This window comes from Streptomyces sp. NPDC003327 (assembly GCF_053589515.1).
Window position 1 is genome coordinate 228085 of record NZ_JBSFSA010000002.1, and the last position, 23230, is coordinate 251314.

The 23230-nt window shown below is 70.8% G+C and carries 18 protein-coding genes; 7 read left to right on the plus strand and 11 right to left on the minus strand.

Annotated features, from left to right (window positions below):
- The first annotated feature begins 66 nt into the window (after positions 1-66).
- Positions 67-237: a hypothetical protein gene (locus ACWDVG_RS02645; protein ID WP_451695442.1), complete on the plus strand. Its 171-nt coding sequence runs from the start codon at positions 67-69 to the stop codon at positions 235-237.
- 77 nt (positions 238-314) lie between these two features.
- Here ACWDVG_RS02645 and dnaE read toward each other — a convergent pair whose 3' ends face one another.
- Positions 315-3854 carry a DNA polymerase III subunit alpha gene (gene dnaE, locus ACWDVG_RS02650; RefSeq protein WP_451695444.1) on the minus strand — a complete coding sequence of 1180 codons (3540 nt, stop codon included), beginning with the start codon at positions 3852-3854 and terminating at the stop codon, positions 315-317.
- Positions 3855-4011: 157 nt separating this feature from the next.
- On the opposite strand from dnaE, the gene ACWDVG_RS02655 reads away from it, so the two are divergent.
- The 3 genes from ACWDVG_RS02655 to ACWDVG_RS02665 all read left to right on the plus strand — a co-directional run bounded on the left by ACWDVG_RS02655 (position 4012) and on the right by ACWDVG_RS02665 (position 6976).
- On the plus strand, positions 4012-5337 hold the full coding sequence (locus ACWDVG_RS02655; RefSeq protein WP_451695446.1) for a DUF2252 domain-containing protein: 1326 nt from the start codon (positions 4012-4014) through the stop codon (positions 5335-5337).
- 81 nt (positions 5338-5418) lie between these two features.
- The gene (locus tag ACWDVG_RS02660; RefSeq protein WP_451695448.1) at positions 5419-6108 is read left to right on the plus strand and encodes a hypothetical protein; all 690 of its coding nucleotides are present in this window, start codon (positions 5419-5421) and stop codon (positions 6106-6108) included.
- Positions 6109-6160: 52 nt separating this feature from the next.
- Positions 6161-6976, plus strand: coding sequence for a thioredoxin domain-containing protein (locus ACWDVG_RS02665; protein WP_451695450.1), 816 nt, complete (start codon positions 6161-6163; stop codon positions 6974-6976).
- Between the two features lie 60 nt (positions 6977-7036).
- Here ACWDVG_RS02665 and ACWDVG_RS02670 read toward each other — a convergent pair whose 3' ends face one another.
- On the minus strand, positions 7037-8545 hold the full coding sequence (locus ACWDVG_RS02670; RefSeq protein WP_451695452.1) for an outer membrane protein assembly factor BamB family protein: 1509 nt from the start codon (positions 8543-8545) through the stop codon (positions 7037-7039).
- A 234-nt stretch (positions 8546-8779) separates the two neighbouring features.
- On the opposite strand from ACWDVG_RS02670, the gene ACWDVG_RS02675 reads away from it, so the two are divergent.
- On the plus strand, positions 8780-10429 hold the full coding sequence (locus tag ACWDVG_RS02675; protein ID WP_451695454.1) for an alkaline phosphatase D family protein: 1650 nt from the start codon (positions 8780-8782) through the stop codon (positions 10427-10429).
- A gap of 328 nt (positions 10430-10757) precedes the next feature.
- Entirely contained in the window at positions 10758-11720 is a 963-nt protein-coding gene (locus ACWDVG_RS02680) for a zinc metalloprotease (protein ID WP_451695455.1), read from the plus strand.
- 89 nt (positions 11721-11809) lie between these two features.
- Here ACWDVG_RS02680 and ACWDVG_RS02685 read toward each other — a convergent pair whose 3' ends face one another.
- The 6 genes from ACWDVG_RS02685 to ACWDVG_RS02710 form a co-directional block, all read right to left on the minus strand.
- The gene (locus tag ACWDVG_RS02685; RefSeq protein ID WP_451695457.1) at positions 11810-12394 is read right to left on the minus strand and encodes a dienelactone hydrolase family protein; all 585 of its coding nucleotides are present in this window, start codon (positions 12392-12394) and stop codon (positions 11810-11812) included.
- A gap of 44 nt (positions 12395-12438) precedes the next feature.
- A complete protein-coding gene (locus tag ACWDVG_RS02690) occupies positions 12439-14025 on the minus strand; it encodes a Na+/H+ antiporter (RefSeq protein ID WP_451695459.1) in 1587 nt (528 codons plus the stop codon).
- A gap of 148 nt (positions 14026-14173) precedes the next feature.
- Entirely contained in the window at positions 14174-14641 is a 468-nt protein-coding gene (locus ACWDVG_RS02695) for a GNAT family N-acetyltransferase (RefSeq protein WP_451695460.1), read from the minus strand.
- Positions 14638-15579: an RluA family pseudouridine synthase gene (locus ACWDVG_RS02700; protein WP_451695461.1), complete on the minus strand. Its 942-nt coding sequence runs from the start codon at positions 15577-15579 to the stop codon at positions 14638-14640. The genes ACWDVG_RS02695 and ACWDVG_RS02700 overlap by 4 nt, the downstream gene beginning before the upstream one ends.
- 52 nt (positions 15580-15631) lie before the next feature.
- Entirely contained in the window at positions 15632-16261 is a 630-nt protein-coding gene (gene lspA, locus ACWDVG_RS02705) for a signal peptidase II (RefSeq protein ID WP_451695463.1), read from the minus strand.
- A 67-nt stretch (positions 16262-16328) separates the two neighbouring features.
- The gene (locus ACWDVG_RS02710) at positions 16329-17108 is read right to left on the minus strand and encodes a TraR/DksA family transcriptional regulator (protein WP_451695465.1); all 780 of its coding nucleotides are present in this window, start codon (positions 17106-17108) and stop codon (positions 16329-16331) included.
- Positions 17109-17662: 554 nt separating this feature from the next.
- Between ACWDVG_RS02710 and ileS the strand changes: the two genes are divergently transcribed.
- Positions 17663-20794 (plus strand): isoleucine--tRNA ligase, encoded by a 3132-nt coding sequence (ileS, locus tag ACWDVG_RS02715; protein WP_451695467.1) that lies wholly within the window; start codon positions 17663-17665, stop codon positions 20792-20794.
- Positions 20795-20981: 187 nt separating this feature from the next.
- On the opposite strand, the gene ACWDVG_RS02720 is transcribed toward ileS, so the two are convergent.
- From ACWDVG_RS02720 to ACWDVG_RS02730, 3 genes are all read right to left on the minus strand, one after another.
- Positions 20982-22052 carry a DivIVA domain-containing protein gene (locus ACWDVG_RS02720; protein WP_451695469.1) on the minus strand — a complete coding sequence of 357 codons (1071 nt, stop codon included), beginning with the start codon at positions 22050-22052 and terminating at the stop codon, positions 20982-20984.
- 67 nt (positions 22053-22119) lie between these two features.
- Positions 22120-22410 (minus strand): YggT family protein, encoded by a 291-nt coding sequence (locus tag ACWDVG_RS02725; protein ID WP_451695471.1) that lies wholly within the window; start codon positions 22408-22410, stop codon positions 22120-22122.
- A 79-nt stretch (positions 22411-22489) separates the two neighbouring features.
- Complete coding sequence (locus ACWDVG_RS02730; protein WP_451695472.1) at positions 22490-23110, minus strand: cell division protein SepF; 621 nt, start codon at positions 23108-23110, stop codon at positions 22490-22492.
- Positions 23111-23230: the final 120 nt, after the last annotated feature.

Genomic DNA, 23230 nt, shown 5'->3' on the forward strand with positions numbered 1-23230 from the left:
TTTCTCCCGTATGTGAGTCTGACAGCGGCCCTGGCCCCTAGGTCCCTTCGAGGAGGCATCATCCCCATGGCCAAGAACCGCAACCAGAACCGCAGTCAGAAGCAGTCGCCGGCCGAGCGCGGTGCCCAGCAGGCGCAGCAGTCCTCGCTGGAGTCCCAGGCCGAGCAGCGCGCCAGCCAGGTCACCCCCGGTGACATGGCGCGCAAGGGCCGTCAGAAGCGCTTCGGCCACAACTGACGCCGCTGCACGGCAAAGGGGCGCGCCCGTGACGACGGGCGCGCCCCTTGCGCGTGCGGGCGGGGTACGGGGCCGGGTCAGCCGGCCAGGCAGGACGGGCCGAGCAGCACCTTCAGGTCGCCGAAGAGCGCCGGGTCGGGCTGGACCCGGTGCCGGTCGAGCCGGAGCACGGTCGTGGAGCGCGGGCCCTGGAGCTTGATCCGCACCTCGGTGTTGCCCTTGTGGTGCTGGAGGATCTCGCCCAGCCTGCTCACCATCGGGGGGGTGACCTTGACGGTGGGGATGGTGAGGACGACGGGCGCGTTGGTCCCGGAGTTCGACAGGTCGGGGACCATCAGCTCCATGGCGACCAGGCGGGGCACGTCCTCGCGCTTGTCGAGGCGGCCCTTCACGAAGACGACGGTGTCCTCGACGAGCTGGGTGGAGACCAGCTGGTAGGTGGCCGGGAAGAACATGCACTCGATGGAGCCGGCGAGGTCCTCGACGGTGGCGATGGCCCAGGCGTTGCCCTGCTTGGTCATCTTGCGCTGGAGGCCGGAGATGATGCCGCCGATGGTGACGACGGCGCCGTCGCTGTGCTCGCCGCCCGTGAGCTGGGAGATGCCGGCGTCCGTCTTGTCGGAGAGGACGTGCTCCAGGCCGAAGAGCGGGTGGTCGGAGACGTACAGGCCGAGCATCTCGCGCTCCTGGGCGAGCAGGTAGGACTTCTCCCACTCCACGTCGGAGAACTCGACGTCGAGGCCGAAGCCGGGCTCGTCGGTGGTCTCGTCGCCCATGCCGCCGAAGAGGTCGAACTGGCCCTCGGCCTCCTTGCGCTTGACCGCGACCACGTTGTCGATCATCGGCTCGTGGTGGGCGACGAGGCCCTTGCGGGTGTGGCCCATCTCGTCGAAGGCGCCGGCCTTGATCAGCGACTCGACGGTCCGCTTGTTGCAGACGACGGCCTCGACCTTGTCGAGGAAGTCGGGGAAGGAGCTGTACTTCCCCTTGGCCTTGCGGGTCCTGATGATCGACTCGACGACGTTGGTGCCGACGTTCCGGACGGCGGAGAGGCCGAAGAGGATGACGTCGTCGCCCTGGGCCGCGAAGTTCGCCTCGGACTCGTTGACGTTCGGCGGCAGGACCTTGATGCCCATGCGCCGGCACTCGTTGAGGTAGACCGCGGACTTGTCCTTGTCGTCCTTGACCGAGGTGAGCAGTCCGGCCATGTACTCGGCCGGGTGGTTGGCCTTGAGGTAGGCGGTCCAGTAGGAGACCAGGCCGTACGCGGCCGAGTGCGCCTTGTTGAAGGCGTAGCCGGCGAAGGGGACCAGGACGTCCCAGAGGGCCTTGATGGCCTCGTCGCTGTAGCCGTTCTTCTGGGCGCCGGCCTGGAAGATGGTGAAGTTCTTCGCCAGCTCCTCGGGCTTCTTCTTGCCCATGACGCGGCGGAGGATGTCGGCCTCGCCGAGCGAGTAGCCGGCGATGATCTGGGCGGCCTTCTGCACCTGCTCCTGGTAGACGATGAGGCCGTAGGTGACCGCGAGCACCTCTTCGAGCGGCTTCTCCAGCTCGGGGTGGATCGGGGTGATCTCCTGCTGGCCGTTCTTGCGCAGGGCGTAGTTGGTGTGCGAGTTCATGCCCATCGGGCCCGGCCGGTACAGGGCGGACACGGCGGAGATGTCTTCGAAGTTGTCGGGCTTCATCAGCCGCAGCAGCGAGCGCATGGGGCCGCCGTCGAACTGGAAGACGCCGAGGGTGTCGCCGCGCTGGAGCAGTTCGAAGGTCTTGGGGTCGTCCAGCGGCAGGGCGAGGAGATCGATGTCGATCCCCTTGTTGGACTTCACCATCTTGACGGCGTCGTCCATGATCGTGAGGTTGCGCAGGCCGAGGAAGTCCATCTTGAGCAGGCCGAGCGACTCGCAGCTCGGGTAGTCCCACTGGGTGATGGTGACGCCGTCGGTGTGCCGCACCCAGATGGGGGCGTGGTCGACGATGGGCTCGCTGGACATGATCACGCCGGCGGCGTGCACGCCCATCTGGCGGACGAGGCCCTCGACGCCGCGGGCGGTGTCGATGACCTTCTTGACGTCCGGCTCGTTCTCGTACATCGACCGGATCTCGCCCGCCTCGCTGTAGCGGGGGTGGGAGGGGTCGGTGATGCCGTTGAGGTCGATGCCCTTGCCGAGGACGTCGGCGGGCATGGCCTTGGTGAGCCGGTCGCCCATCGCGTACGGGTAGCCGAGGACGCGCGCGGAGTCCTTGATGGCGTTCTTGGCCTTGATCTTGCCGTACGTGCCGATCATGGCGACCTTGTCGGCGCCGTACTTCTCGGTCACGTACCGGATCACCTCGACGCGCCGGCGCTCGTCGAAGTCGATGTCGACGTCGGGCATCGAGATGCGCTCGGGGTTGAGGAAGCGCTCGAAGATCAGGCCGTGCGGGATGGGGTCGAGGTCGGTGATGCCCATGGCGTACGCGACGATCGAGCCGGCCGCGGAGCCTCGGCCGGGGCCGACGGCGATGCCCTGCTTCTTCGCCCACATGATGAAGTCGGCGACGACGAGGAAGTAGCCGGGGAAGCCCATCGAGATGATGGTGTCCATCTCGTACTCGACCTGCTTCATGCGGTCCTCGGGGATCCCGTCCGGGAACCGCCGGTGCATGCCCCGCATGGTCTCCTCGCGGAACCAGGTGACCTCGGTGTAGCCCTCGGGGATGTCGAACTTCGGCATGAGGTTCTTCGCCTCGAACATGCCGGTGGTGTCGACCTGCTCGGCGACGAGGAGGGTGTTGCGGCAGCCCTCCTGCCAGGCGTCGGAGGAGTCGATGGCGTACATCTCGTCCGTCGACTTCAGGTAGTAGCCGGTGCCGTCGAACTTGAAGCGGTCCGGGTCGGAGAGGTTCTTGCCCGTCTGGATGCAGAGCAGGGCGTCGTGAGCGCCCGCCTCGTGCGCGTACGTGTAGTGGGAGTCGTTCGTGACGAGCGGCGGGATGCCGAGCTTCTTGCCGATCTCCAGGAGCCCGTCGCGGACCCGGCGCTCGATCTCGATGCCGTGGTCCATCAGCTCCAGGAAGTAGCGGTCCTTGCCGAAGATGTCCTGGTACTCGGAGGCGGACTTCAGGGCCTCGTCGAACTGGCCGAGCCGGAGCCGGGTCTGGAGCTCGCCGGAGGGGCAGCCGGTGGAGGCGATGAGCCCCTCCGACCACTGGGAGATGGTCTCCTTGTCCATCCGGGGCCACTTCTGCAGCCAGCCCTCGGCGTACGCGTCGGAGGAGAGCCGGAAGAGGTTGTGCAGGCCCGTCGAGTTCGCCGCCCAGATCGTCTTGTGGGTGTAACCGCCGGAGCCGGAGACGTCGTCCCGCTTCTGGTGCGGCTGGCCCCACAGGATCTTGCGCTTGTTGCGGCGCGACTCAGGCGCGACGTACGCCTCGATGCCGATGATCGGGGTGACCCCGGCCTTCTTCGCGGAGTGGAAGAAGTCGTACGCCCCGTGGAGGTTGCCGTGGTCGGACATCGCGATGTGGGTCATGCCCATCTCGTTGCACGCGTCGAACATGTCCTTCAGCCGCGCGGCCCCGTCCAGCAGCGAGTACTGGGTGTGGACGTGGAGGTGCGTGAAGGGCGGCTTGGTCACGGGGGAGGCCTCCGAACGAATTCCTGGGGGGTCAGCGTGGAAGTCTACGTCGCTCGACCGACAGCGACCGGGCACTCGGGGGTACCGTCGCGCGTTGAGGGAGCGGGAACACCTGTCCCATTTGTCATGAGCAGTCTTGCACGCAGGAGGCACCTCGATGTCGGTTCCGCAGCCCACCGCCGCCGAGCGCGGTGAGCAGATCCTCACCGTCTTCGACGGCGCCTTCGGCGAGCTGCTCGCCGCGGACCCGGCGGCCTTCCGCGTCAAGTTCCGGAAGATGGCCGGATCGGCCTTCGCGTTCTACCGGGGCACGGCCTGCCTCTTCTACGCCGACCAGGAGGCGGAGGCGCAGGGCGGTCCGTACCTGGACGAGCGGACCGGCCGGGTCTGGATACACGGCGACCTCCACGCCGAGAACTTCGGCACGTACATGGACGCCAACGGCCGGCTGGTCTTCAACGTGAACGACTTCGACGAGGCGTACGTCGGCCCCTTCACCTGGGACCTCAAGCGGCTCGCCGCCTCCCTCGCCCTCCTCGGTTACACCAAGGCCCTCGGCGACGGCCAGATCAGCCTCCTGGTCCGCGTCTACGCGGCCTCCTACCGGGAGCGGATCCACGCCCTCGCCACCGGCGCCAAGGGCGACGACGTGCCCTCCTTCACCCTGGAGACCGCCGAGGGCGCGCTCCTGGGCGTGCTGCGCGAGGCCCGCTCGCTGACCCGCTTCGGGCTGCTCGACTCGATGACCGAGATCCGCGACTTCGAGCGCCGCTTCTCGGCGGGCGGCGGTGCGATCGAGCTGGACGCAGCGACCCGCTACAAGGTCCTGGCGGCCTTCGACGGCTATCTGGAGACGCTGCCCGAGTCCTCGCTCGTCCGGCCCGACTCGTACCGGGTGAAGGACGTGGTCGGGCGGCGCGGGATCGGCATCGGCTCGGCCGGCCTCCCCTCGTACAACATCCTCCTGGAGGGCCACAGCGACGCCCTGGAGAACGACGTCGTGATCTACCTCAAGCAGGCGCAGACCCCGGCGGTCTCGCGCCACGTGAAGGACGCGGCGGTACGGGAGTACTTCCGGCACGAGGGCCACCGCACCGTGATCTCGCAGCGGGCGCTCCAGGCGCACGCGGACCCGTGGCTGGGCTGGACGGAGCTGGACGGCTCGGGCCAGCTGGTCGCCGAGGTCTCGCCGTACGCGGTGGACCTGGACTGGTCGGACATCGACGATCCGCAGGACATCGCGGCGACCGTCGCCGACCTGGGCCGGGCGACGGCGACGATGCACGCGGCGGCGGACGACTCCAGCGGCCACTCGCTGGTGCCGTTCTCGACGGAGCGGGCCATCGACGCGGCGATCGCCGCCGACGAGGACGGGTTCGGGGAGCTGCTCGTGGACTTCGCGCACACCTACGGCGCGCGGGCGCGGGCCGACCACCAGATCTTCGTCGACCTGTTCCGCAACGGCCGGATCCCGGGCCTGTAGGAGGCGCACGTGGTTCCGGGCGGTCGCGCACAGCTCTTTCTGACGGACTCCTTACGGCCGTCCGTGGCACACTCCACGACGATGGACATGGCAGGGACGCAGCTGAGGGCGCTGCGGGCGGCGTTCTTCACGGCAGTGGTCGTGACGCTGTCCGTGGCGTCCCACGTGCTGCTCTCCCGCGTGCCGCTGCCGCTGGGCACGGTGGTCCCGGTCGCCGCCGGCGTCTTCGCCGCGGCGTACGCGCTGGCGGGCCGCGAGCGCGGCTTCGGCCCGATCGCCGGGCTGCTCGTGCCCCTGGAGCTGGCCGCCGACACGCTCTTCACCAGCGGTCAGGCGGTCTGTTACGGCGCGGCCGGGGGCCCGGTCGCCGGCTCCCTGCGCGCGGTGGGCGTGGACGTCTTCTGCGGCGGCGCGGTGGGAGCCCCGCTGCCCGGCGTGGTCGCCCCGGAGAGCGGGACCGCGGCCGCCCTGCTCGACTCCCCCGACCCGGCGCTGCCGTGGCTGCTGCTCGCGGCCCACGTGGGCGTCGGACTCCTCGCCGCCTCCTGGCTGCGCGGCGGGGAGCGGGCGCTCGCCCGGCTGCTCGGGGCGGTGGCGGCCTTCGCGTTCCGCCCGCTGCTGCTGGTGGCGGCCTTCTTCCGCACGGGCGGCCCGGCGCCCGCGCAGGCCGGACGGCGGCCCGCGGCCCGGGTCCGGTCGTCCCGTACGCGTCTTCTCGTGCACTCCGTGGGGCGGCGGGGGCCGCCGCGTGCGGTGCCCGCTCTGGTCTGAGCGGCTCCCCGCTTCCCTTGCCTTCCTCTTTTCTTTCACGGAGATCACGATCATGAGTGCACGCAACAGCAAGGCCAACAAGGCTGCCGCCCGCGAGCGGCTGCGCGAGGAGCGCGAGCGTCAGGCGAAGAAGGACCGGGCGCGCCGGCAGCTGGTCGTCGGCGTCTCGGCGGTCGCGGTCCTCGCCGTGGCCGGCGGCATCGGCTACGCGGTCGTCCAGTCCAACAAGCCCTCGCACTGGGAGGCGGCGGCGGACGCGACGACCGTGACCGCCCCCAAGAACACCACCGGCACGAACGGCACGACCGTCGTCATAGGCAAGGACTCCGCGAAGAAGACCCTGGAGCTGTACGAGGACTCGCGCTGCCCGGTCTGCGCGACGTTCGAGCAGTCCGTGGGCGCCACCGTGGACAAGGACGTCGAGGCCGGCAAGTACAAGATCAAGTACGTCGGCGCCACCTTCATCGACAACATGGACCAGGGCGAGGGCTCGAAGAACGCCCTCTCGGCCCTCGGCGCTGCGCTGAACGTGAGCCCGGAGGCGTTCCTCTCCTACAAGGCGGCCCTGTACTCGGCCGACTTCCACCCGGAGGAGAGCAAGGACGAGTTCGCCAAGGACTCCTACCTCCTGAAGGTGGCGGACACGGTTCCGGCGCTCAAGGGCAACGCCGCGTTCAAGAAGCACGTGGAGGACGGCACGTTCGACGCCTGGGCGATGAAGATGTCGAAGGCGTTCGACGACAGCGGCGTGAAGGGCACCCCGACGCTGAAGATGGACGGCAAGCTGGTGACGGTGGCGGGGACGGAGAACCCGCCGATGACGCCGGCGGAGTTCACCACGGCGATCGACGCGGCCCTCAAGGGCTGACCCGCCCCCGCTGCCTCCCGTCGCTTCCCCTTCGCTCCCTGACCGCTCTCCCCCGGCGGGTCAGGGAGCGAAGGAGAGCAGGCGCGGCTCGCGCCGGGCGTCGTCGCCGCTGAGGTTCGCGGGCGCGAGCACGAGCCGGTCGCCCACGTACGCCCTCTCGCCGACGACGCCCGCCCCGAACTCGGCGCCCGCGGTGGCGGCGGGGAGTTTCAGCACGTCCTTGACGGTGTCCACGCCGCCCGGACCGACCCGGAAGACGCGGCCGGGGTTGCGGAGCGTCCCCAGCTGGTGGACGAGCCCGGTCCTGCCCGGTCCGACGGCCAGCGGGAAGTAGCCGTACGAGGTCCCCTCGGACTTCAGGCCCCAGACCAGTGTGCCGGTCGCGAGGTCGTAGGCGCCGACGCGGTCGGTGCCGCCGAGGAGCACCAGGCCGCCGCCGACGAAGGCCTCCCGGCAGGCCTGGGCGTTGCCACTGGTGTCCACGGAGTCGCCGCAGTGCTTGAGCCCCTTGGCCCGGGGGTCGATGGTGGTGCGGACCCGGCCGTCGGGCCCGAGGGCGACGACCCGCCAGTCCTCGGCGAACTTCTCCTTCAGCACGGTGGTGTAGACGACCGGGTCGACGGAGAGGATCCGGCCGATCACCCGGCCCGGCTCGGTGCGCAGCCGCATGCGGACCCTGCCGGTGGCCGGATCGATCTCGCGGAGCTGGCTGTACGCCTTCTCCATCGAGGAGATCGCGCAGTCGGCGATCACGAGGAGCCTGCTGCCGCCCGCCACGCGGCCGGGGTGGCACGTCCCGGGGTCCTCCGTCGGGATGTCGTACAGCTTCCGTCCGTCGGCGACGCTGTACGCGGCGGCCTTCAGGCTCTGGGCGATCGCGACGGTGCCGCCGCTGACCGCGCTGTCGACCATGATCGCCCTGTCGTCGTCGCCGGTCTCGGCCAGCCGCGCGTGCCAGCCGAGCCGGCCGGTGCGCAGGTCGATCATCTGGAGCCGGTTGCAGCGCGTGCCCGTCCAGGCCTCGACGTTCTGGAGGACGACGACCACCTTGCCGTCGGGGGTCGGGTTGACCGGTGTCTCGCAGACGGGCGTCGGGAGGGTGACGCTCCACGCCTCGGAGCCGTCGCCGAGCCGGTGGGCCACGACCCTCTTGTAGACGGCCTGGACGACGGTGTCCCCGACGATCCAGAGGTCCTCGGTCGGGATCGTGCGGCGCGGCAGGTCGGTGCGGTCGTCGACGATCCAGGCGCTCGCCTCGCCCGGCCTGCGCTGGCGCGCGATCTCCTCGGTGGTGGGGGCGCGGGAGGGTGTCGGGGCGGGGCTCCCGCTCGCCGTCGGCGGCGCGGTGGTGGTCGGGGTGGGCGCGCCGCCCTCCCTGTCGGTGCGCTCCCTCGCCGCGTGCTGCTTGGCCGCGGTGTGCCGGCCGGAGCGCTCGCCGAGGGCGTACGCGCCGGTGCCGACGAGGAGGAGCAGGGCGAGGACGCCGGCGATCAGGGGGGCGCGGCGGCGCCAGGTGGGGCCGGGGGGCGGGGGGCCGTATCCGTCCGGCGCGTACGGGTTCCCCGTCACGGTCTGTTGCGGTGGCCGGTGTGCGTACCAGGGCTGCGACATCGGGCTCCCCCTCGTGGTCCTGCGCGGACCGGTGTCCAGAAGTCAGTTCTAGAATTCTATTCTGATATCTGGTCGGGGCGAACGGCGGGGCGGTGGAGCGGCGCGCACCGGCCACGACCCGGAGGCGAAGGATCGGCGAACTTCCGGATTTCGCCTGACCAGAGGGCATACCGGTCAGTAATCTGACTGCCCGTGACCAGTCGTTTCATATCTTCCGCCCCCAGCCGCCGCATGGTCGTCAAGGCCGCCGCGGCCACCGCCGTCGCCGCACCCGCCCTGCTCGGCACGGCCTCGCCGGCGCTCGCCGGCACCGGGGCTCCCGCCTTCCACCACGGCGTCGCCTCCGGCGACCCGCTGCCCGACGGCGTCCTGCTCTGGACGCGCGTCACCCCCACCCCCGAGGCCGTCCCCGGCTCCGGGACCGGCCCGGACGTCCAGGTCGGCTGGGAGCTGGCCGAGGACCGCTCCTTCTCGCGCGTGGTCGCCTCGGGGGCGACCACCGCCACCGCCGCCACCGACCACACCGTGAAGGTCGACGTCCGCGGTCTGCGCCCGGCCACCGCCTACTGGTACCGCTTCACCGCGGGCACCGCCGTCACCCCGTCGGCCCGCACGCGCACCGCACCGGCCCCCGACGCCACCGCCGCCAACGTCCGCTTCGGCGTGGTCTCCTGCGCCAACTGGGAGGCCGGCCACTTCTCCGCGTACCGCCACCTCGCCGGCCGCGCCGACCTGGACGCGATCCTCCACCTCGGCGACTACGTCTACGAGTACGGCACCGGCGTCTACCCCGAGGCGAAGTACGGCGTGCGGCAGCACCAGCCCGGCCACGAGATCGTCTCGCTCGCCGACTACCGGCTGCGCCACGCGACGTACAAGACGGACCCCGACCTCCAGGCGCTGCACGCCGCGCACCCCTTCGTGGCCATCTGGGACGACCACGAGACGGCCAACGACGCCTGGGCGGGCGGCGCGGAGAACCACACGCCGGGCGCCGAGGGCGACTGGGCGGCCCGGATCGCCGCCGCCAAGCAGGCGTACTTCGAGTGGATGCCGGTCCGCACCTCGACCGAGGGCACGGTCTTCCGGCGGCTGCGCTTCGGCAAGCTGGCCGATCTGCACCTGCTGGACCTGCGCTCCTTCCGCTCCGCACCGGCGAAGGTGGGCAGCGGGACGGTGGACGACCCGGAGCGCTCGATCACCGGCCGCGCCCAACTGGACTGGCTGAAGGCCGGGCTGGCGGGCTCGGACGCGGCCTGGCAGCTGGTCGGCACCTCGGTGATGATCTCGCCGGTCGCCTTCGGCTCGCTGCCCGCCCACCTCCTCGCGCCGCTCGCCGAGCTGATGGGCCTGCCCGCCGAGGGGCTCGCGATCAACGTCGACCAGTGGGACGGCTACACGGACGACCGCAAGGAGCTGCTCGCCCACCTGACCTCGCGGGCGATCAGGAACACGGTCTTCCTCACCGGCGACATCCACATGGCCTGGGCCAACGACGTGCCCGTGAAGGCGGCGACGTACCCCTTCTCCGCCTCCGCCGCCACGGAGTTCGTGGTCACCTCGGTGACCTCGGACAACCTCGACGACATGCTCCACGTGGCGCCCGGCACGCTCTCGGTGGTCGCCGCCGGCGCGATCAAGGCGGCCAACCGGCACGTGAAGTGGGTGGACATGGACCACCACGGGTACGGCGTGCTCGACGTGACGGCCGAGCGCTCGCAGATGGACTACTACACCGTCTCCGACAAGCGGGACCCGGCCGCGACGACGGCGTGGGCGCGCTCCTATCGGACGCTCAGTGGAACGCAGCGCGTCGAGCGGGTGTACCAGCCGGTCATCTGACCGTCGATTTTCAGCCACTCCTGCGCATGTTAACGGGAGATCACATCATCACGGCGGGTGGTGGGTTCCGGAGATCGAATCCGGACACACCACCCGCCTCTGTCGTCTGTTTCGTTACGCCCACGTCTCAAACCTCGGAACCGGCGCAAGTTTTTCTTTCCGATGTCCTGAAATGCCCCAGGAATGATTGGGCTTGATCACTGCTCTTGGTGACCTGACATGAACCCGTAATCTCCCGCCGTGGCGAGGAAGTACCTCTCCACGCACCCCCCGCGAGGAGTCACCTGTGCGTGCTCTTGTCCGTATATCGCCGCGCAATTCACGTCGTATGCTCGGCACTGCCGTCATGGCCGGAACCCTGGCCCTGGCACCCCTTTCCGCCCCCGTCGCGGCCGAGGCCACCACCACGCTGGCCGGCGCGTCCGCCGAGGAGTGCGTCGACTCCCACGAGACCGAGGCCCTGTCCGGCGCCCGCAAGGAGCGCGGCGCGGACGTCCACGCCCACGAGCCCAACGAGGTCACGGCCACGCAGGCCAAGGCCATGGACGCGGACCTCAAGAAGAAGCTGGAGGCCGCGCGCCTCACCAACCGCGCCACCGCCACCGTCGGCGCCACCGCGGTCAGCATCCCCGTCTACTTCCACGTCATCCACAGCGGTACGACGGGCAAGCTCAGCGCCACCGACATCAGCAACCAGATGTCCGTGCTCAACTCCGCCTTCGGCGGCCAGGGCACCGGCAACGTGAACACCAACTTCCAGTTCACGCTGGCCGGCACCACCTACACGGACAACGCCTCCTGGTACAACCTGGCCTCCGGCTCCACCGCCGAGAAGGCCATGAAGCAGACCCTCCGCCAGGGCGGCGCCAACGCGCTGAACATCTACACCGCCAACCTCAGCGGCGGCCTGCTCGGCTGGGCGACCTTCCCGTCCTCCTACGCCTCCAACCCGTCCATGGACGGCGTCGTCCTCCTCGACGCCTCCCTGCCGGGCGGCTCGGCGGCCAACTACAACCAGGGCGACACCGCCACCCACGAGGTCGGCCACTGGATGGGCCTCTACCACACCTTCCAGGGCGGCTGCAACGGCAACGGTGACTACGTCGCCGACACCCCGGCCGAGAAGAGCCCGGCCTACGAGTGCCCGACCGGCCGTGACTCCTGCGCCTCGAAGACCGGCGTGGACCCGATCCACAACTTCATGGACTACACGTACGACGCGTGCATGTACCAGTTCACCACCGGTCAGGTGACCCGGATGAACGACCACTGGACCGCGTACCGCGCCTGAGGCCCGAGTCCTCTGACGTACTGACACGTCCGAAAAGCGACGGCCCCCGGGAATCCCCGGGGGCCGTCGCCCGTGTGGCCGGCAAACGCTCAGTCGGCGTCGGCGGCGAGGTCGTCCAGGAAGGAGAGCGCCACGGACCAGGTCCGCTCGGCCGCCTCCGCGTCCCAGTCGGGCAGCTTCGGGTCGGTGTAGAGGTGCCCGGCGCCGCGGTAGCGGTAGATCTCCACGTCCGCCCCGGCCCTGCGCATCTGGAGGTACCAGGCGGACAGCCAGTCGTCCGTCTCGAACGGGTCCGGCTCCGCCACGTGCAGCTGTACGGGCAGGGCGTCCACCGACACGTTCGGCGCGAGGTCCGAGGTGCCGTGGAGCAGCAGCAGCCCGCGCGCCTTCTCGTCCCCGAGCGCCAGGGTCTGGGCGACCGAGGCGCCGAAGGAGAAGCCCGCGTAGACGAGCCCGCGCTCCGAGTAGGGGGCCGCGGCGAGCACGGCCCGCTTCAGCAGTTCGTCCGAGCCGATCTCGTCCTTCTTCGCCATGCCCTCCTCGACCGAAGCGGTCGTCCAGCCGTCGAAGAGGTCCGGCACCCACACCCGGTGGCCGGCGGCCCGGAGCCGCTCGGCCGCGTCCTCGACGGCCGGGCGCAGCCCGTGGACCGAGTGGAAAAGCATGATGTCCATGCGCGCCATCCTGCCACCCGCCGCGCACGGGCGCCGCGCCCGGCTCAGTGCATGCTGCGGACGTCGAGGTGCCGCAGCACCCGGTCCACCACCTCGGGGTCGACCCCCGGTTCGCTGCGGGCCGCGAGGACCTCGTGCCGGGCCGCCGACATCAGCTCCCGCTGGATCCGCTGCACCGCCTTGAAGCGGGCCGCCCGCTCCGCGAAGGCCGTCCGCCGCTCCTCGTCCACCATGTCGGGGCTGATCCGCGCCCCGATGTCGTACGCACCGCGCATCAGCCGCTCCTGCACCTCCTCCGGCAGCTCCTCGACCTCCTGGATCTGCTTCAGCCGCAGTTTGGCGGCCTTCGCCGCCCGGATCGCGAGGTCCCGCTCCAGCGCCCGCTCGGCGTCCGAGTCGGCCTGCACGCCCAGCCTCCTGACCAGCCAGGGCAGGGTGAGCCCCTGGAAGACCAGGGTGGCGACGATCACGCAGAAGGCGATGAAGACGATCTCGTCGCGGCCGGGGAAGGGCGAGCCGTCCTCGGTGCGGAGCGGAATGGCGAGCGCCAGCGCGACCGAGGCCACCCCGCGCATCCCGGACCACCACATGACCACGGTCTCCCGCCAGCTCATGGGGATCTCCTCGTCCACGTCCCGGCCGGAGTGGAGCTTCTTCGCCAGCCAGGTGGCGGGCAGCAGCCACAGCAACCGGATCCCGACGACCACCGCGACCACGGCGGCGCCCCAGCCGAGCATCTCCCACCCGCGGCCCTCGGCCACCCCGAAGACGTGGGTCAGCTCCAGGCCGATGAGGCCGAAGGCGATGCCCGTGACGAGGGTGTCGACGACCTGCCAGAACGTCTGCCCGGCGAGCCGGCCCATGACGTCGTCGGCGTCGGCCGCGTGCTCGGCCAGGAAGAGGGCGGTCAGCAGGACCGAGAGCACGCCGGAGCCGTGCAGCTCCTCGGCGAGCACATAGCTCACGAAGGGGACGAGCAGGGTGAGTCCGGTCTGCAGGGTGGCGTCGCCGAGCAGCCCGACGAGCTTGCCGGAGAGCCAGCCGAGGCCGACGCCGACCGCGATCGCGACGACGGCGGAGAGCACGAACTCGCCCGCCGCCTCCGGCCACGAGAAGTGGCCGGTGACCACGGCGGTGATGGCGACGTGGTAGAGCACGATCGCGGTGACGTCGTTGAAGAGGCCCTCGCCCTCCAGGATCGACACCAGCCGGCGCGGCAGCCCCAGCGAACCGGCGACGGCGGTGGCGGCGACCGGGTCGGGCGGGGCGACCAGCGCGCCGAGCGCGAGGGCGGCGGCGATCGGGATGCCGGGCACGAGCGCGTTCGCGACGGCCCCGACGGCGGCCGTGGTGACGAAGACCAGGGCGACCGCGAGCAGGAAGATGGGCCGCAGATTGGCCGTGAACTGCCGCCAGGAGGTGCGCTGCACGGTGGCGTACAGGAGCGGCGGCAGCACCAGCGGAAGGATGTACTGGGGTGGGATCTCGACGTTCGGTACGAAGGGCAGCACCGCGAGCACCGTCCCGACGAGCGTCATCAGGACGGGCGCGGGCAGTCCGAGCCGCTCACCGAGGGGCACGGTGAGCACGGCGCCGAGCAGCAGCAGGAAGAGCAGGGCCAGTTGATCCACAACCCCACCCTGCCACGAACGTCCGTTTTCGGGCCTCTTGCCCCCGGACGCGCGAGCTGCGCCGCGCGCGACGGAACCTGTGCGGGCGGGTTCCTTCACGGACGACGGGACCGGCGCGGGCCGGTTCCGCCACGCCCGACGGAAGCGCCTACAGGGCTCGGCGCATGGCCCGGTGCGGAATGCCCGCGTCCGGGAACTCGGGGCCGTACACCTCGTATCCGAGCCGCTCGTAGAAGCCGAGCGCGTGCGTCTGCGCGTGCAGGTCGACGGCGGCGAGACCGCGCTCGCGCGCCGCGTCCTCGACGGCCCGGACGAGCGCGGCGCCGACCCCGAGGCCGCGCGCCGCCTTCGCGACGGCGAGCCGCCCGAGCGAGCCCACCGAGGCGTCGCCGCCGGTCTTGCCGGCCGCGTCGGGACCGAACAGGAGCCGCCCGGTGCCCAGCGGCAGCCCGTCCTCGGCCCGGACCGCCAGGACGTGCACGGCGGTCTCGTCGTACGTGTCGTACTCGATCTCCCGCGGAACGCCCTGCTCCTCGACGAAGACCTCGCGGCGCACGGCGAAGCAGGCGTCCCGGTCGGCACGCCCCTCCGCCACGCGGACGGTGTACGCCGTCACCGGCTCTCCGCCTCGATGCGCTCCAGGGCCGTCTGCAGGTCGGCCGGGTAGGTGCTCGCGAACTCGACCCACGAGCCGTCGCCCGGGTGCTCGAAGCCGAGCCGGACGGCGTGCAGCCACTGCCGGGTGAGGCCGAGGCGCTTGGCCATCGTCGGGTCGGCGCCGTACGTCAGGTCGCCGACGCAGGGGTGGCGGTGGGCGGACATGTGCACGCGGATCTGGTGGGTGCGGCCCGTCTCCAGCTTGATGTCGAGCAGCGAGGCCGCCCGGTACGCCTCGATGAGGTCGTAGTGCGTGACGGACGCCTTGCCGTCGGCGGTGACGGCCCACTTGTAGTCGTGGTTCGGGTGCCGGCCGATGGGCGCGTCGATGGTGCCGCTCATCGGGTCCGGGTGGCCCTGGACGAGCGCGTGGTAGCGCTTGTCGACCGTGCGCTCCTTGAACTGGCGCTTGAGCGAGGTGTACGCGTACTCGGACTTGGCGACCACCATCAGACCGGAGGTGCCGACGTCGAGGCGGTGCACGATGCCCTGGCGCTCGGCGGCGCCGGAGGTGGAGATGCGGTACCCGGCGGCGGCGAGGCCGCCGATGACCGTGGTGCCCGTCCAGCCGGGGCTCGGGTGCGCGGCCACCCCGATCGGCTTCATGATCACGACGATGTCGTCGTCGTCGTGGACGATCTCCATGCCCTCGACGGGCTCGGCGACGATCTGGACGGGAGCGGGCGCCCCCGGCATCTCGACCTCGAGCCACGCGCCGCCGCTGACCCGCTCGGACTTGCCGACGACGGAGCCGTCGACCTGGACCTTCCCTGCGGCGGCCAGCTCGGCCGCCTTCGTACGGGAGAACCCGAACATGCGGGCGATGGCGGCGTCGACGCGCTCGCCCTCCAGGCCATCGGGAACGGGCAGCGTGCGGATCTCGGGACTCGTACTCACCCGTCGAGTATGCCTTGTGCGGAAGACGGCGTGTCGTCCGCACGGGTCTGGCTCAGTCCTTGTGGACCGTGCCGTCGGGGTCGAGGCCCCGGAACGACAGGATCACGATCAGGATGCCGCCGCAGACGATCGCCGAGTCGGCGAGGTTGAAGACGGCGAAGTGCGCGGGGGCGATGAAGTCGACGACCGCGCCCTCGAAGACGCCGGGCGAGCGGAAGATCCGGTCGGTGAGGTTGCCGAGGGCGCCGCCGAGCAGCAGGCCGAGGGCGATCGCCCAGGGCAGGCTGTAGAGCTTCCGCGCCAGCCGGATGATCACCACGATCACGGCGGCGGCGATGCAGGTGAAGATGATCGTGAAGGCCTCGCCCATGCCGAAGGCGGCGCCCGGGTTCCGGATCGCCTCGAACCGCAGCAGGTCGCCGATCACCTTGATCGGCTCGCGGCCCTCCAGCTTCTCGACCACGACGATCTTGCTGCCCAGGTCGAGGAGGTAGGCCAGCAGGGCCACGACGAACAGGGCGAGGATCCTGCGCCGGCCGCGCGGCCGCTCCTCGGAAGCGGCCGCCCCGTCGGCGGGCACCCCGTCCGCGGGCGCGCCGCCGAGGGCCGCCCCGTCGGACGCGGCCGGCTCCTCGGCCCCTGCTGAATCCGGCGTACCGATGATGCGCTCCGCCTCTGCCACGTGAGTGAGTCCCTCGACCTCGATGCCTGACCGTGCACCGAGGGTACGGCACAGGCGTGCGAGGCCGTCAGCCGCGCCGCTCCTGCCGCTGCTTGTCCTCGACGCACAGCGTGGCCCGCGGGAACGCCTGCATCCGCGCCTTGCCGATCGGCTTGCCGCAGACCTCGCACAGGCCGTACGTGCCCGCGTCGAGCCGCTCCAGGGCGTGCTCGGTCTGCTCCAGCATCTCGCGCGCGTTGGCCGCGAGGGCCAGCTCGTGCTCGCGCGTGATGTTCTTGGTGCCCGTGTCGGCCTGGTCGTCGCCCGCGCCGTCGCCCGAGTCCCGCATCAGACCGGTGAGCTCCTCCTGGGAGTGCGCCAGCTCGCTGCGGAGCCGCAGCACCTCCGACTGGAGGCCGCTGCGGGCCTCCGCGACCTCCTCCGGCGTCCAGGGGTCCTCGCCGGGACGCACCGCGAGGTCACCGGCGCGGGCCTGGGGCACCGCCGCCTCGTCCTCGACGGTCGTGACGCCACCCGCGGTCTTCTTCGCTGCCACCGTCCTGGCTCCTGTCTGCTTCTTCGCGTCCGCCGCCTTCTTGGCGGGCGTCTTCTTCGCCACGGCCTTCCTGGCCGGGGTGGTCTTCTTCGCCGGGGCCTTCTTCGCGGGCGCCTTCCCGGCCGCCGCCTTCCCGGCGACCGTCGACTTCTTCCCGGCCACGCCCTTGACGTCCGCGACGCCCGCGGCGTCCTCGGCGTCCGTGCCGTCCACGGCGTCCAGGCCCGCGCCCGGGGAACCGGCGGACCGGGGCGCCGCCCCGGCCTTCGGGACCTTCGAGGACTTCTTCGCGGCGGTCTTCTTCGCCACCATGTCGCGGCCCCTTCACATTTTGTGATCTTGCTCGCGAATCGTGCTGGGACGATAAATCGGCCCGGGGCCCGCGGCAACGGGGCACGCCGCCGTTCCCGCCCGCCCCCGCACCCCACGGGACGGGCCTGCCTCCGTTGTGCCCAGCTCCCCGCCCGGTTATCCGTGCCACCCCTCCCCCACATGGCCGCATCCGAAGTCCGCGCCCCCCCGTATGACCATTCGGGTCACCCGGAAACCGGTCTGCCGCCCCTCCCCGGGCCCCGTACACTGGGCGCAGCGAGAGGCTTGGATGGGGACGAGTAGCGTCGTACGCAGCCGTGAGCGACCCGGGGATGGTGAGAGCCCGGGGGCGAGCCCGATGTGAAGCATCACCCCGGAGCTGTCGGAAGAAAGCCGCTGACCGAACCCCGGTCGGCCGGTGACTAGACCCGATGTCGCGACCCCAATGAGGGGGCTCAGGGCGTCCGCGCCCGGGGCCAAGGAGGGTGGTACCGCGGGAGCAGCGCTCTCGTCCCTCCGGACGGAACGAGAATCAGTCCGCCGGAGGAAGATCGATGTCGCAGTACCGCCAGGTGCCCGCCCAGGTCGACCTGCCCGCGCTGGAGCACGCCGTGCTCGATTTCTGGCGCGAGAGCAAGGTCTTCGCGAAGACCCTGGAGCAGTCCGAGGGCCGCCCCGAGTGGGTGTTCTACGAGGGCCCGCCCACCGCCAACGGCATGCCCGGCGCCCACCACATCGAGGCCCGCGTCTTCAAGGACGTCTTCCCCCGCTTCCGGACCATGCGCGGCTACCACGTGGCCCGCAAGGCCGGCTGGGACTGCCACGGCCTGCCCGTCGAGCTCGCCGTCGAGAAGGAGCTCGGCTTCTCCGGCAAGAAGGACATCGAGGCGTACGGCATCGCCGAGTTCAACGAGAAGTGCCGCGAGTCCGTGACCCGGCACACCGACGCCTTCGCCGAGCTGACGACCCGCATGGGCTACTGGGTCGACCTCGACGACGCGTACCGCACCATGGACCCCTCGTACATCGAGTCGGTCTGGTGGTCGCTGAAGCAGATCTTCGAAAAGGACCTGCTCGTCCAGGACCACCGCGTCGCCCCCTGGTGCCCCCGCTGCGGCACCGGCCTGTCGGACCACGAGCTGGCGCAGGGGTACGAGACGGTCGTCGACCCGTCCGTCTTCGTCCGCTTCCCGCTGACCTCCGGCCCGCTCGCCGGCCGGGCGGCGCTCCTCGTGTGGACGACGACCCCCTGGACCCTGGTGTCCAACACGGCCGTCGCCGCCCACCCCGAGGTGACCTACGTCGTCGCCACGGACGGCGACGAGAGCCTCGTCGTCGCGCAGCCGCTCCTGGAGAAGGCGCTCGGCGAGGGCTGGGTCACCACCGGCGAGACCTTCACCGGCAAGGACATGGAGCGCTGGACCTACCGGCGCCCCTTCGAGCTGGTCCCCTTCGACGCCCCCGCCCACTACGTGGTCAACGCCGAGTACGTGACCACCGAGGACGGCACGGGTCTGGTCCACCAGTCCCCCGCGTTCGGTGAGGACGACCTCAAGGTCTGCAAGGCGTACGGCCTCCCGGTGGTGAACCCGGTCCGCCCCGACGGCACCTTCGAGGAGGACCTCCCGCTGGTCGGCGGCGTCTTCTTCAAGAAGGCCGACGAGGCCCTCACCGCCGACCTCGACGCGCGCGGCCTGCTCTTCAGGCACGTCCCGTACGAGCACAGCTACCCGCACTGCTGGCGCTGCCACACGGCCCTGCTCTACTACGCGCAGCCGTCCTGGTACATCCGTACGACCGCGGTCAAGGACCGGCTCCTCCAGGAGAACGAGAAGACCAACTGGTTCCCGGACTCGGTCAAGCACGGCCGCTTCGGCGACTGGCTCAACAACAACATCGACTGGGCGCTCTCCAGGAACCGCTACTGGGGCACCCCGCTGCCGATCTGGCGCTGCGAGGACGACCACCTGACGTGCGTGGGCTCGCGCGCGGAGCTGACCGAGCTGACGGGCACCGACCAGTCGGAGCTGGACCCGCACCGGCCGTTCATCGACGACGTGACGTTCCCGTGCCCGAGCTGCTCGAAGACGGCGACGCGCGTGCCCGAGGTCATCGACGCCTGGTACGACTCGGGCTCGATGCCGTTCGCGCAGTACGGCTACCCGTACCAGAACAAGGAGCTGTTCGAGAGCCGCTACCCGGCGCAGTTCATCTCCGAGGCGATCGACCAGACCCGCGGCTGGTTCTACACGCTGATGGCCGTCGGCACGCTGGTCTTCGACAAGTCCTCGTACGAGAACGTGGTCTGCCTCGGCCACATCCTCGCCGAGGACGGCCGCAAGATGTCCAAGCACCTGGGCAACATCCTCCAGCCGATCCCGCTGATGGACCAGCACGGCGCCGACGCCGTGCGCTGGTTCATGGCGGCCGGCGGCTCCCCGTGGGCGGCGCGCCGCGTCGGCCACGGCACGATCCAGGAGGTCGTCCGCAAGACCCTCCTGACGTACTGGAACACGGTCGCCTTCCAGGCGCTGTACGCCCGTACGTCCGGCTGGGCCCCGTCGGCGGCCGACCCGGCCCCGGCCGACCGCACGGTCCTCGACCGCTGGCTGCTCTCCGAGCTGAACACGCTGGTCGCCGAGGTCACCGAGGCGATGGAGTCGTACGACACCCAGCGGGCCGGCAAGCTGCTCTCGGCCTTCGTCGACGACCTGTCCAACTGGTACGTGCGCCGGTCCCGGCGCCGGTTCTGGCAGGGCGACAAGGCGGCCCTGCGGACCCTCCACGACGTCGTCGAGACCGTCACCCGCCTGATGGCCCCGCTCACCCCGTTCATCACCGAGCGGGTCTGGCAGGACCTCATCGTCCCCGTGACGCCGGAGGCCCCCGAGTCCGTCCACCTGTCGACGTGGCCGGAGGCGGACACCACGCTGATCGACAGGACGCTCTCCGAGCAGATGGTCCTGGTCCGCCGCCTGGTGGAGCTGGGCCGCGCGACGCGCGCCGAGTCGGGCGTGAAGACCCGTCAGCCGCTGTCGCGCGCGCTGGTGGCCGCGGCGGGCTTCCCCGCCCTGTCGCCCGAGCTGCAGGCCCAGATCACCGAGGAGCTGAACGTCTCCTCGCTCGCCTCCCTGTCCGAGGTCGGCGGCTCGCTCGTCGACACGACGGCCAAGGCGAACTTCCGGGCCCTCGGCAAGCGCTTCGGCAAGGGCGTCCAGGACGTGGCGAAGGCGGTGGCCGCGGCCGACGCGGCGGTGCTGTCCCTGGCCCTGCGCGGCGGCGAGGCGACCCTGGAGGTGAACGGCGAGACGATCACCCTCACCCCCGAGGAGGTCATCATCACGGAGACCCCGCGGGAGGGCTGGTCGGTCGCCTCGGACTCCGGCGCCACGGTCGCCCTGGACCTGGAGATCACCCCGGAGCTGCGGAAGGCGGGTCTGGCCCGGGACGCGATCCGGCTGATCCAGGAGGCCCGCAAGAACAGCGGTCTGGACGTGGCGGACCGCATCGCGCTGCGGTGGGCGTCGAAGGACCCGGAGGTCACGGAGGCGCTCACGGCCCACGCGGAGCTGATCGCGGACGAGGTGCTGTCGACGGACTACGCGGCGGGTGACCCGGACGCCACGTTCGGCCCGGCGTTCGAGGACGAGTCCCTCGCCCTCACCTTCCACCTGCGCAAGGCCTGACCTCCCCCGCGCCCCGAAGGGCCCGGCACCCCCGCGGTGCCGGGCCCTTCGCGCAGCCGTACGTCGTGCTCCCGCGCGTGCCCGGCGCGTGTCCGGGAACGACGGAGGGCCGGGCCCTGGGGGAAACCAGGACCCGGCCCTTCCGACTGCCGACGGCTACGTGCTCAGCGCACGCGCGTCCGCCGCCTCAGTTGTCGTCCTCGTCGATGAGGAACCCGCGCATCGGCGCCGGCGCCTGCTGCATCGGCTGCGGAGCCTGCGGCCGCACCGGAGCCATCGGCTGCGTCATCGCCGGGGACATCTGCTGCTGGCCGCCGTAGGACGGCGCACCGCCCATGGACGGTCCACCACCCATCCCGCCGCCGCCACCGTAGGACGGGGCACCGGCACCGGCCGAGGCCATGGACGGGGCCGGCGGCAGGGAAGCCGTCGCCGGGGTCCGCGGCGGAGCCAGCGAGTCGTCCGCCTGGGTCTCCAGCTGACGCAGCTGCGACTCCAGGTAGGACTTCAGACGGGTCCGGTACTCCCGCTCGAAGCCGCGCAGGTCCTCGACCTTGCGCTCCAGCGTGGCGCGGGCGGACTCGAGCGAGCCCATCGCGACGCGGTGCTTCTCCTGCGCGTCCCGCTCCAGGGCGTCGGCCTTGGCGCGGGCGTCCCGCTCCAGGCCCTCGGCGCGCGAGCGCGCCTCGCCGACGATCTTGTTGGCCTCGGAACGGGCCTCCGCGATCGCCTGGTCGGCGGTCTGCTGGGCCAGCGAGAGGACACGCGCGGCGCTGTCGCCACCGGGGGCCTGCGGGGCCTGCGGCTGCATCTGCTGCTGCGGGTGCCCCATGGGGCCGCCCTGCATCGGGCCGGGGCCCATCGGTCCGCCCTGCATCGGGCCGGGGCCCATGGGCCCGCCCTGCATGGGGCCGGCGGGAAGCTGGGGGGCGCCGGAGGGCAGCTGCGGCGGGCCCATCTGCGGCGGCTGCTGCTGGACCGGCGGTCCGGATATGGCGGCGGGCACGGGGGCGCCGGGTCCGACCGGGCGGTCCTGCTGCTCCGGCGGCTTGCGCATGCCCTGCTGCTGCTGGTTCTGCGCGGCGGCACGCGTCGCGGCGGCCAGCTTGGCGCGCAGGTCCTCGTTCTCGCGGAGCAGGCGGGTCAGCTCGGCCTCGACCTCGTCGAGGAAGGCATCGACCTCGTCCTCGTCATAGCCTTCTCGAAGGCGGACGGTCGTGAACTGCTTGTTCCGCACGTCCTCGGGGGTCAGCGGCATCTCTTCTTCACCTCTACGTAGTCGTCGGCAGTCGGCAAGACCGTATCGTCCACTTTCTCCTCCACCATCACCTCGCGAAACTGCTCACGATGGAGATCAGGATGTAGACGATGATCATCAGAACGAAGAAGGACAGGTCGAGTGCCACGCCTCCGAGACGCAGCGGCGGGATGAACCGCCGCAGAAGCTTGAGCGGTGGATCGGTGACAGTGTAGGTGGCCTCGAGAACGACCACCATCGCCTTGCCGGGTTCCCATGAACGGGCGAACTGGAAGACGTAGTCCATGACCAGCCGGAAGATCAGGAAGACCAGGAAGCACATCAGCACGATGTAGACCACTTGTAGTGCGACGCCCATCCCGCGTTTCCCTCTCCCCTGGCTCTCGCGCTCTCACTTGTTCCGGCCGCCTCGCGGCCGGTCCGTCCGGTTTCGTTTCTCAGCTCTGGTTGAAGAATCCGCCCTCTGCGATCCGGGCCTTGTCCTCCGCCGTGACATCGACGTTAGCAGGCGACAACAGGAACACCTTCTGCGTCACGCGCTCAATGCTGCCATGGAGCCCGAAGACGAGTCCGGCGGCAAAGTCGACAAGTCGCTTCGCGTCCGTGTCGTCCATCTCCGTGAGGTTCATGATCACGGGGGTGCCCTCGCGGAAGTGTTCCCCGATGGTACGGGCCTCGTTGTAGGTCCGGGGGTGCAGCGTGGTGATGCGGTAGGGCTCCCGCTCGGACACGACCTTGGGCATGATCACCGGTGCGTTCTTCTCCAGGCTCGGGCGTTCGGGTGTGATGGATGCCACGGGGGCAATTCGGGCCGGACGTCCACTTTCGGCGAGTACCGGGACGGACTGGGCGACCGGCTCGCGCGGGGCGGGCGGCTGCACCACTCGTACCGGCTCCTCGCGCTCCACCTGGCGCGGGGGGGTGTGGCGCCGCTCCCTCTCGGGCTCCGGCTCCAGCTCGGGTTCGAAGTCGTCATCGGGGTCGAAGCCCCGGCCGTCGTACCCATCGTCCTCCACGAGGCCGAGGTAGACCGCCATCTTGCGCATCGCGCCGGCCATTCTCCGATTCCTCCGCTCTGTGGTGGATCGGCCTCGTCACCAAGTGCCAGCGATCCACGGGTCACCCCCACCGTTCTGGGGAATGACCATATTTTCTGCTGTGGTCCGACCTGCTTCGCG

Excerpts from the sequence above, each read along its gene's own strand:
- ACWDVG_RS02645 (WP_451695442.1), top strand. The coding sequence starts at position 67 with ATGGCCAAGAACCGCAACCAGAACCGCAGTCAGAAGCAGTCGCCGGCC.
- ACWDVG_RS02655 (WP_451695446.1), top strand. The coding sequence starts at position 4,012 with ATGTCGGTTCCGCAGCCCACCGCCGCCGAGCGCGGTGAGCAGATCCTC.
- ACWDVG_RS02660 (WP_451695448.1), top strand. The coding sequence starts at position 5,419 with ATGGACATGGCAGGGACGCAGCTGAGGGCGCTGCGGGCGGCGTTCTTC.
- ACWDVG_RS02665 (WP_451695450.1), top strand. The coding sequence starts at position 6,161 with ATGAGTGCACGCAACAGCAAGGCCAACAAGGCTGCCGCCCGCGAGCGG.
- ACWDVG_RS02680 (WP_451695455.1), top strand. The coding sequence starts at position 10,758 with ATGCTCGGCACTGCCGTCATGGCCGGAACCCTGGCCCTGGCACCCCTT.
- ACWDVG_RS02685 (WP_451695457.1), bottom strand. The coding sequence starts at position 12,394 with ATGGACATCATGCTTTTCCACTCGGTCCACGGGCTGCGCCCGGCCGTC.
- ACWDVG_RS02710 (WP_451695465.1), bottom strand. The coding sequence starts at position 17,108 with ATGGTGGCGAAGAAGACCGCCGCGAAGAAGTCCTCGAAGGTCCCGAAG.
- ileS (WP_451695467.1), top strand. The coding sequence starts at position 17,663 with ATGTCGCAGTACCGCCAGGTGCCCGCCCAGGTCGACCTGCCCGCGCTG.
- ACWDVG_RS02720 (WP_451695469.1), bottom strand. The coding sequence starts at position 22,052 with ATGCCGCTGACCCCCGAGGACGTGCGGAACAAGCAGTTCACGACCGTC.
- ACWDVG_RS02725 (WP_451695471.1), bottom strand. The coding sequence starts at position 22,410 with ATGGGCGTCGCACTACAAGTGGTCTACATCGTGCTGATGTGCTTCCTG.
- ACWDVG_RS02730 (WP_451695472.1), bottom strand. The coding sequence starts at position 23,110 with ATGGCCGGCGCGATGCGCAAGATGGCGGTCTACCTCGGCCTCGTGGAG.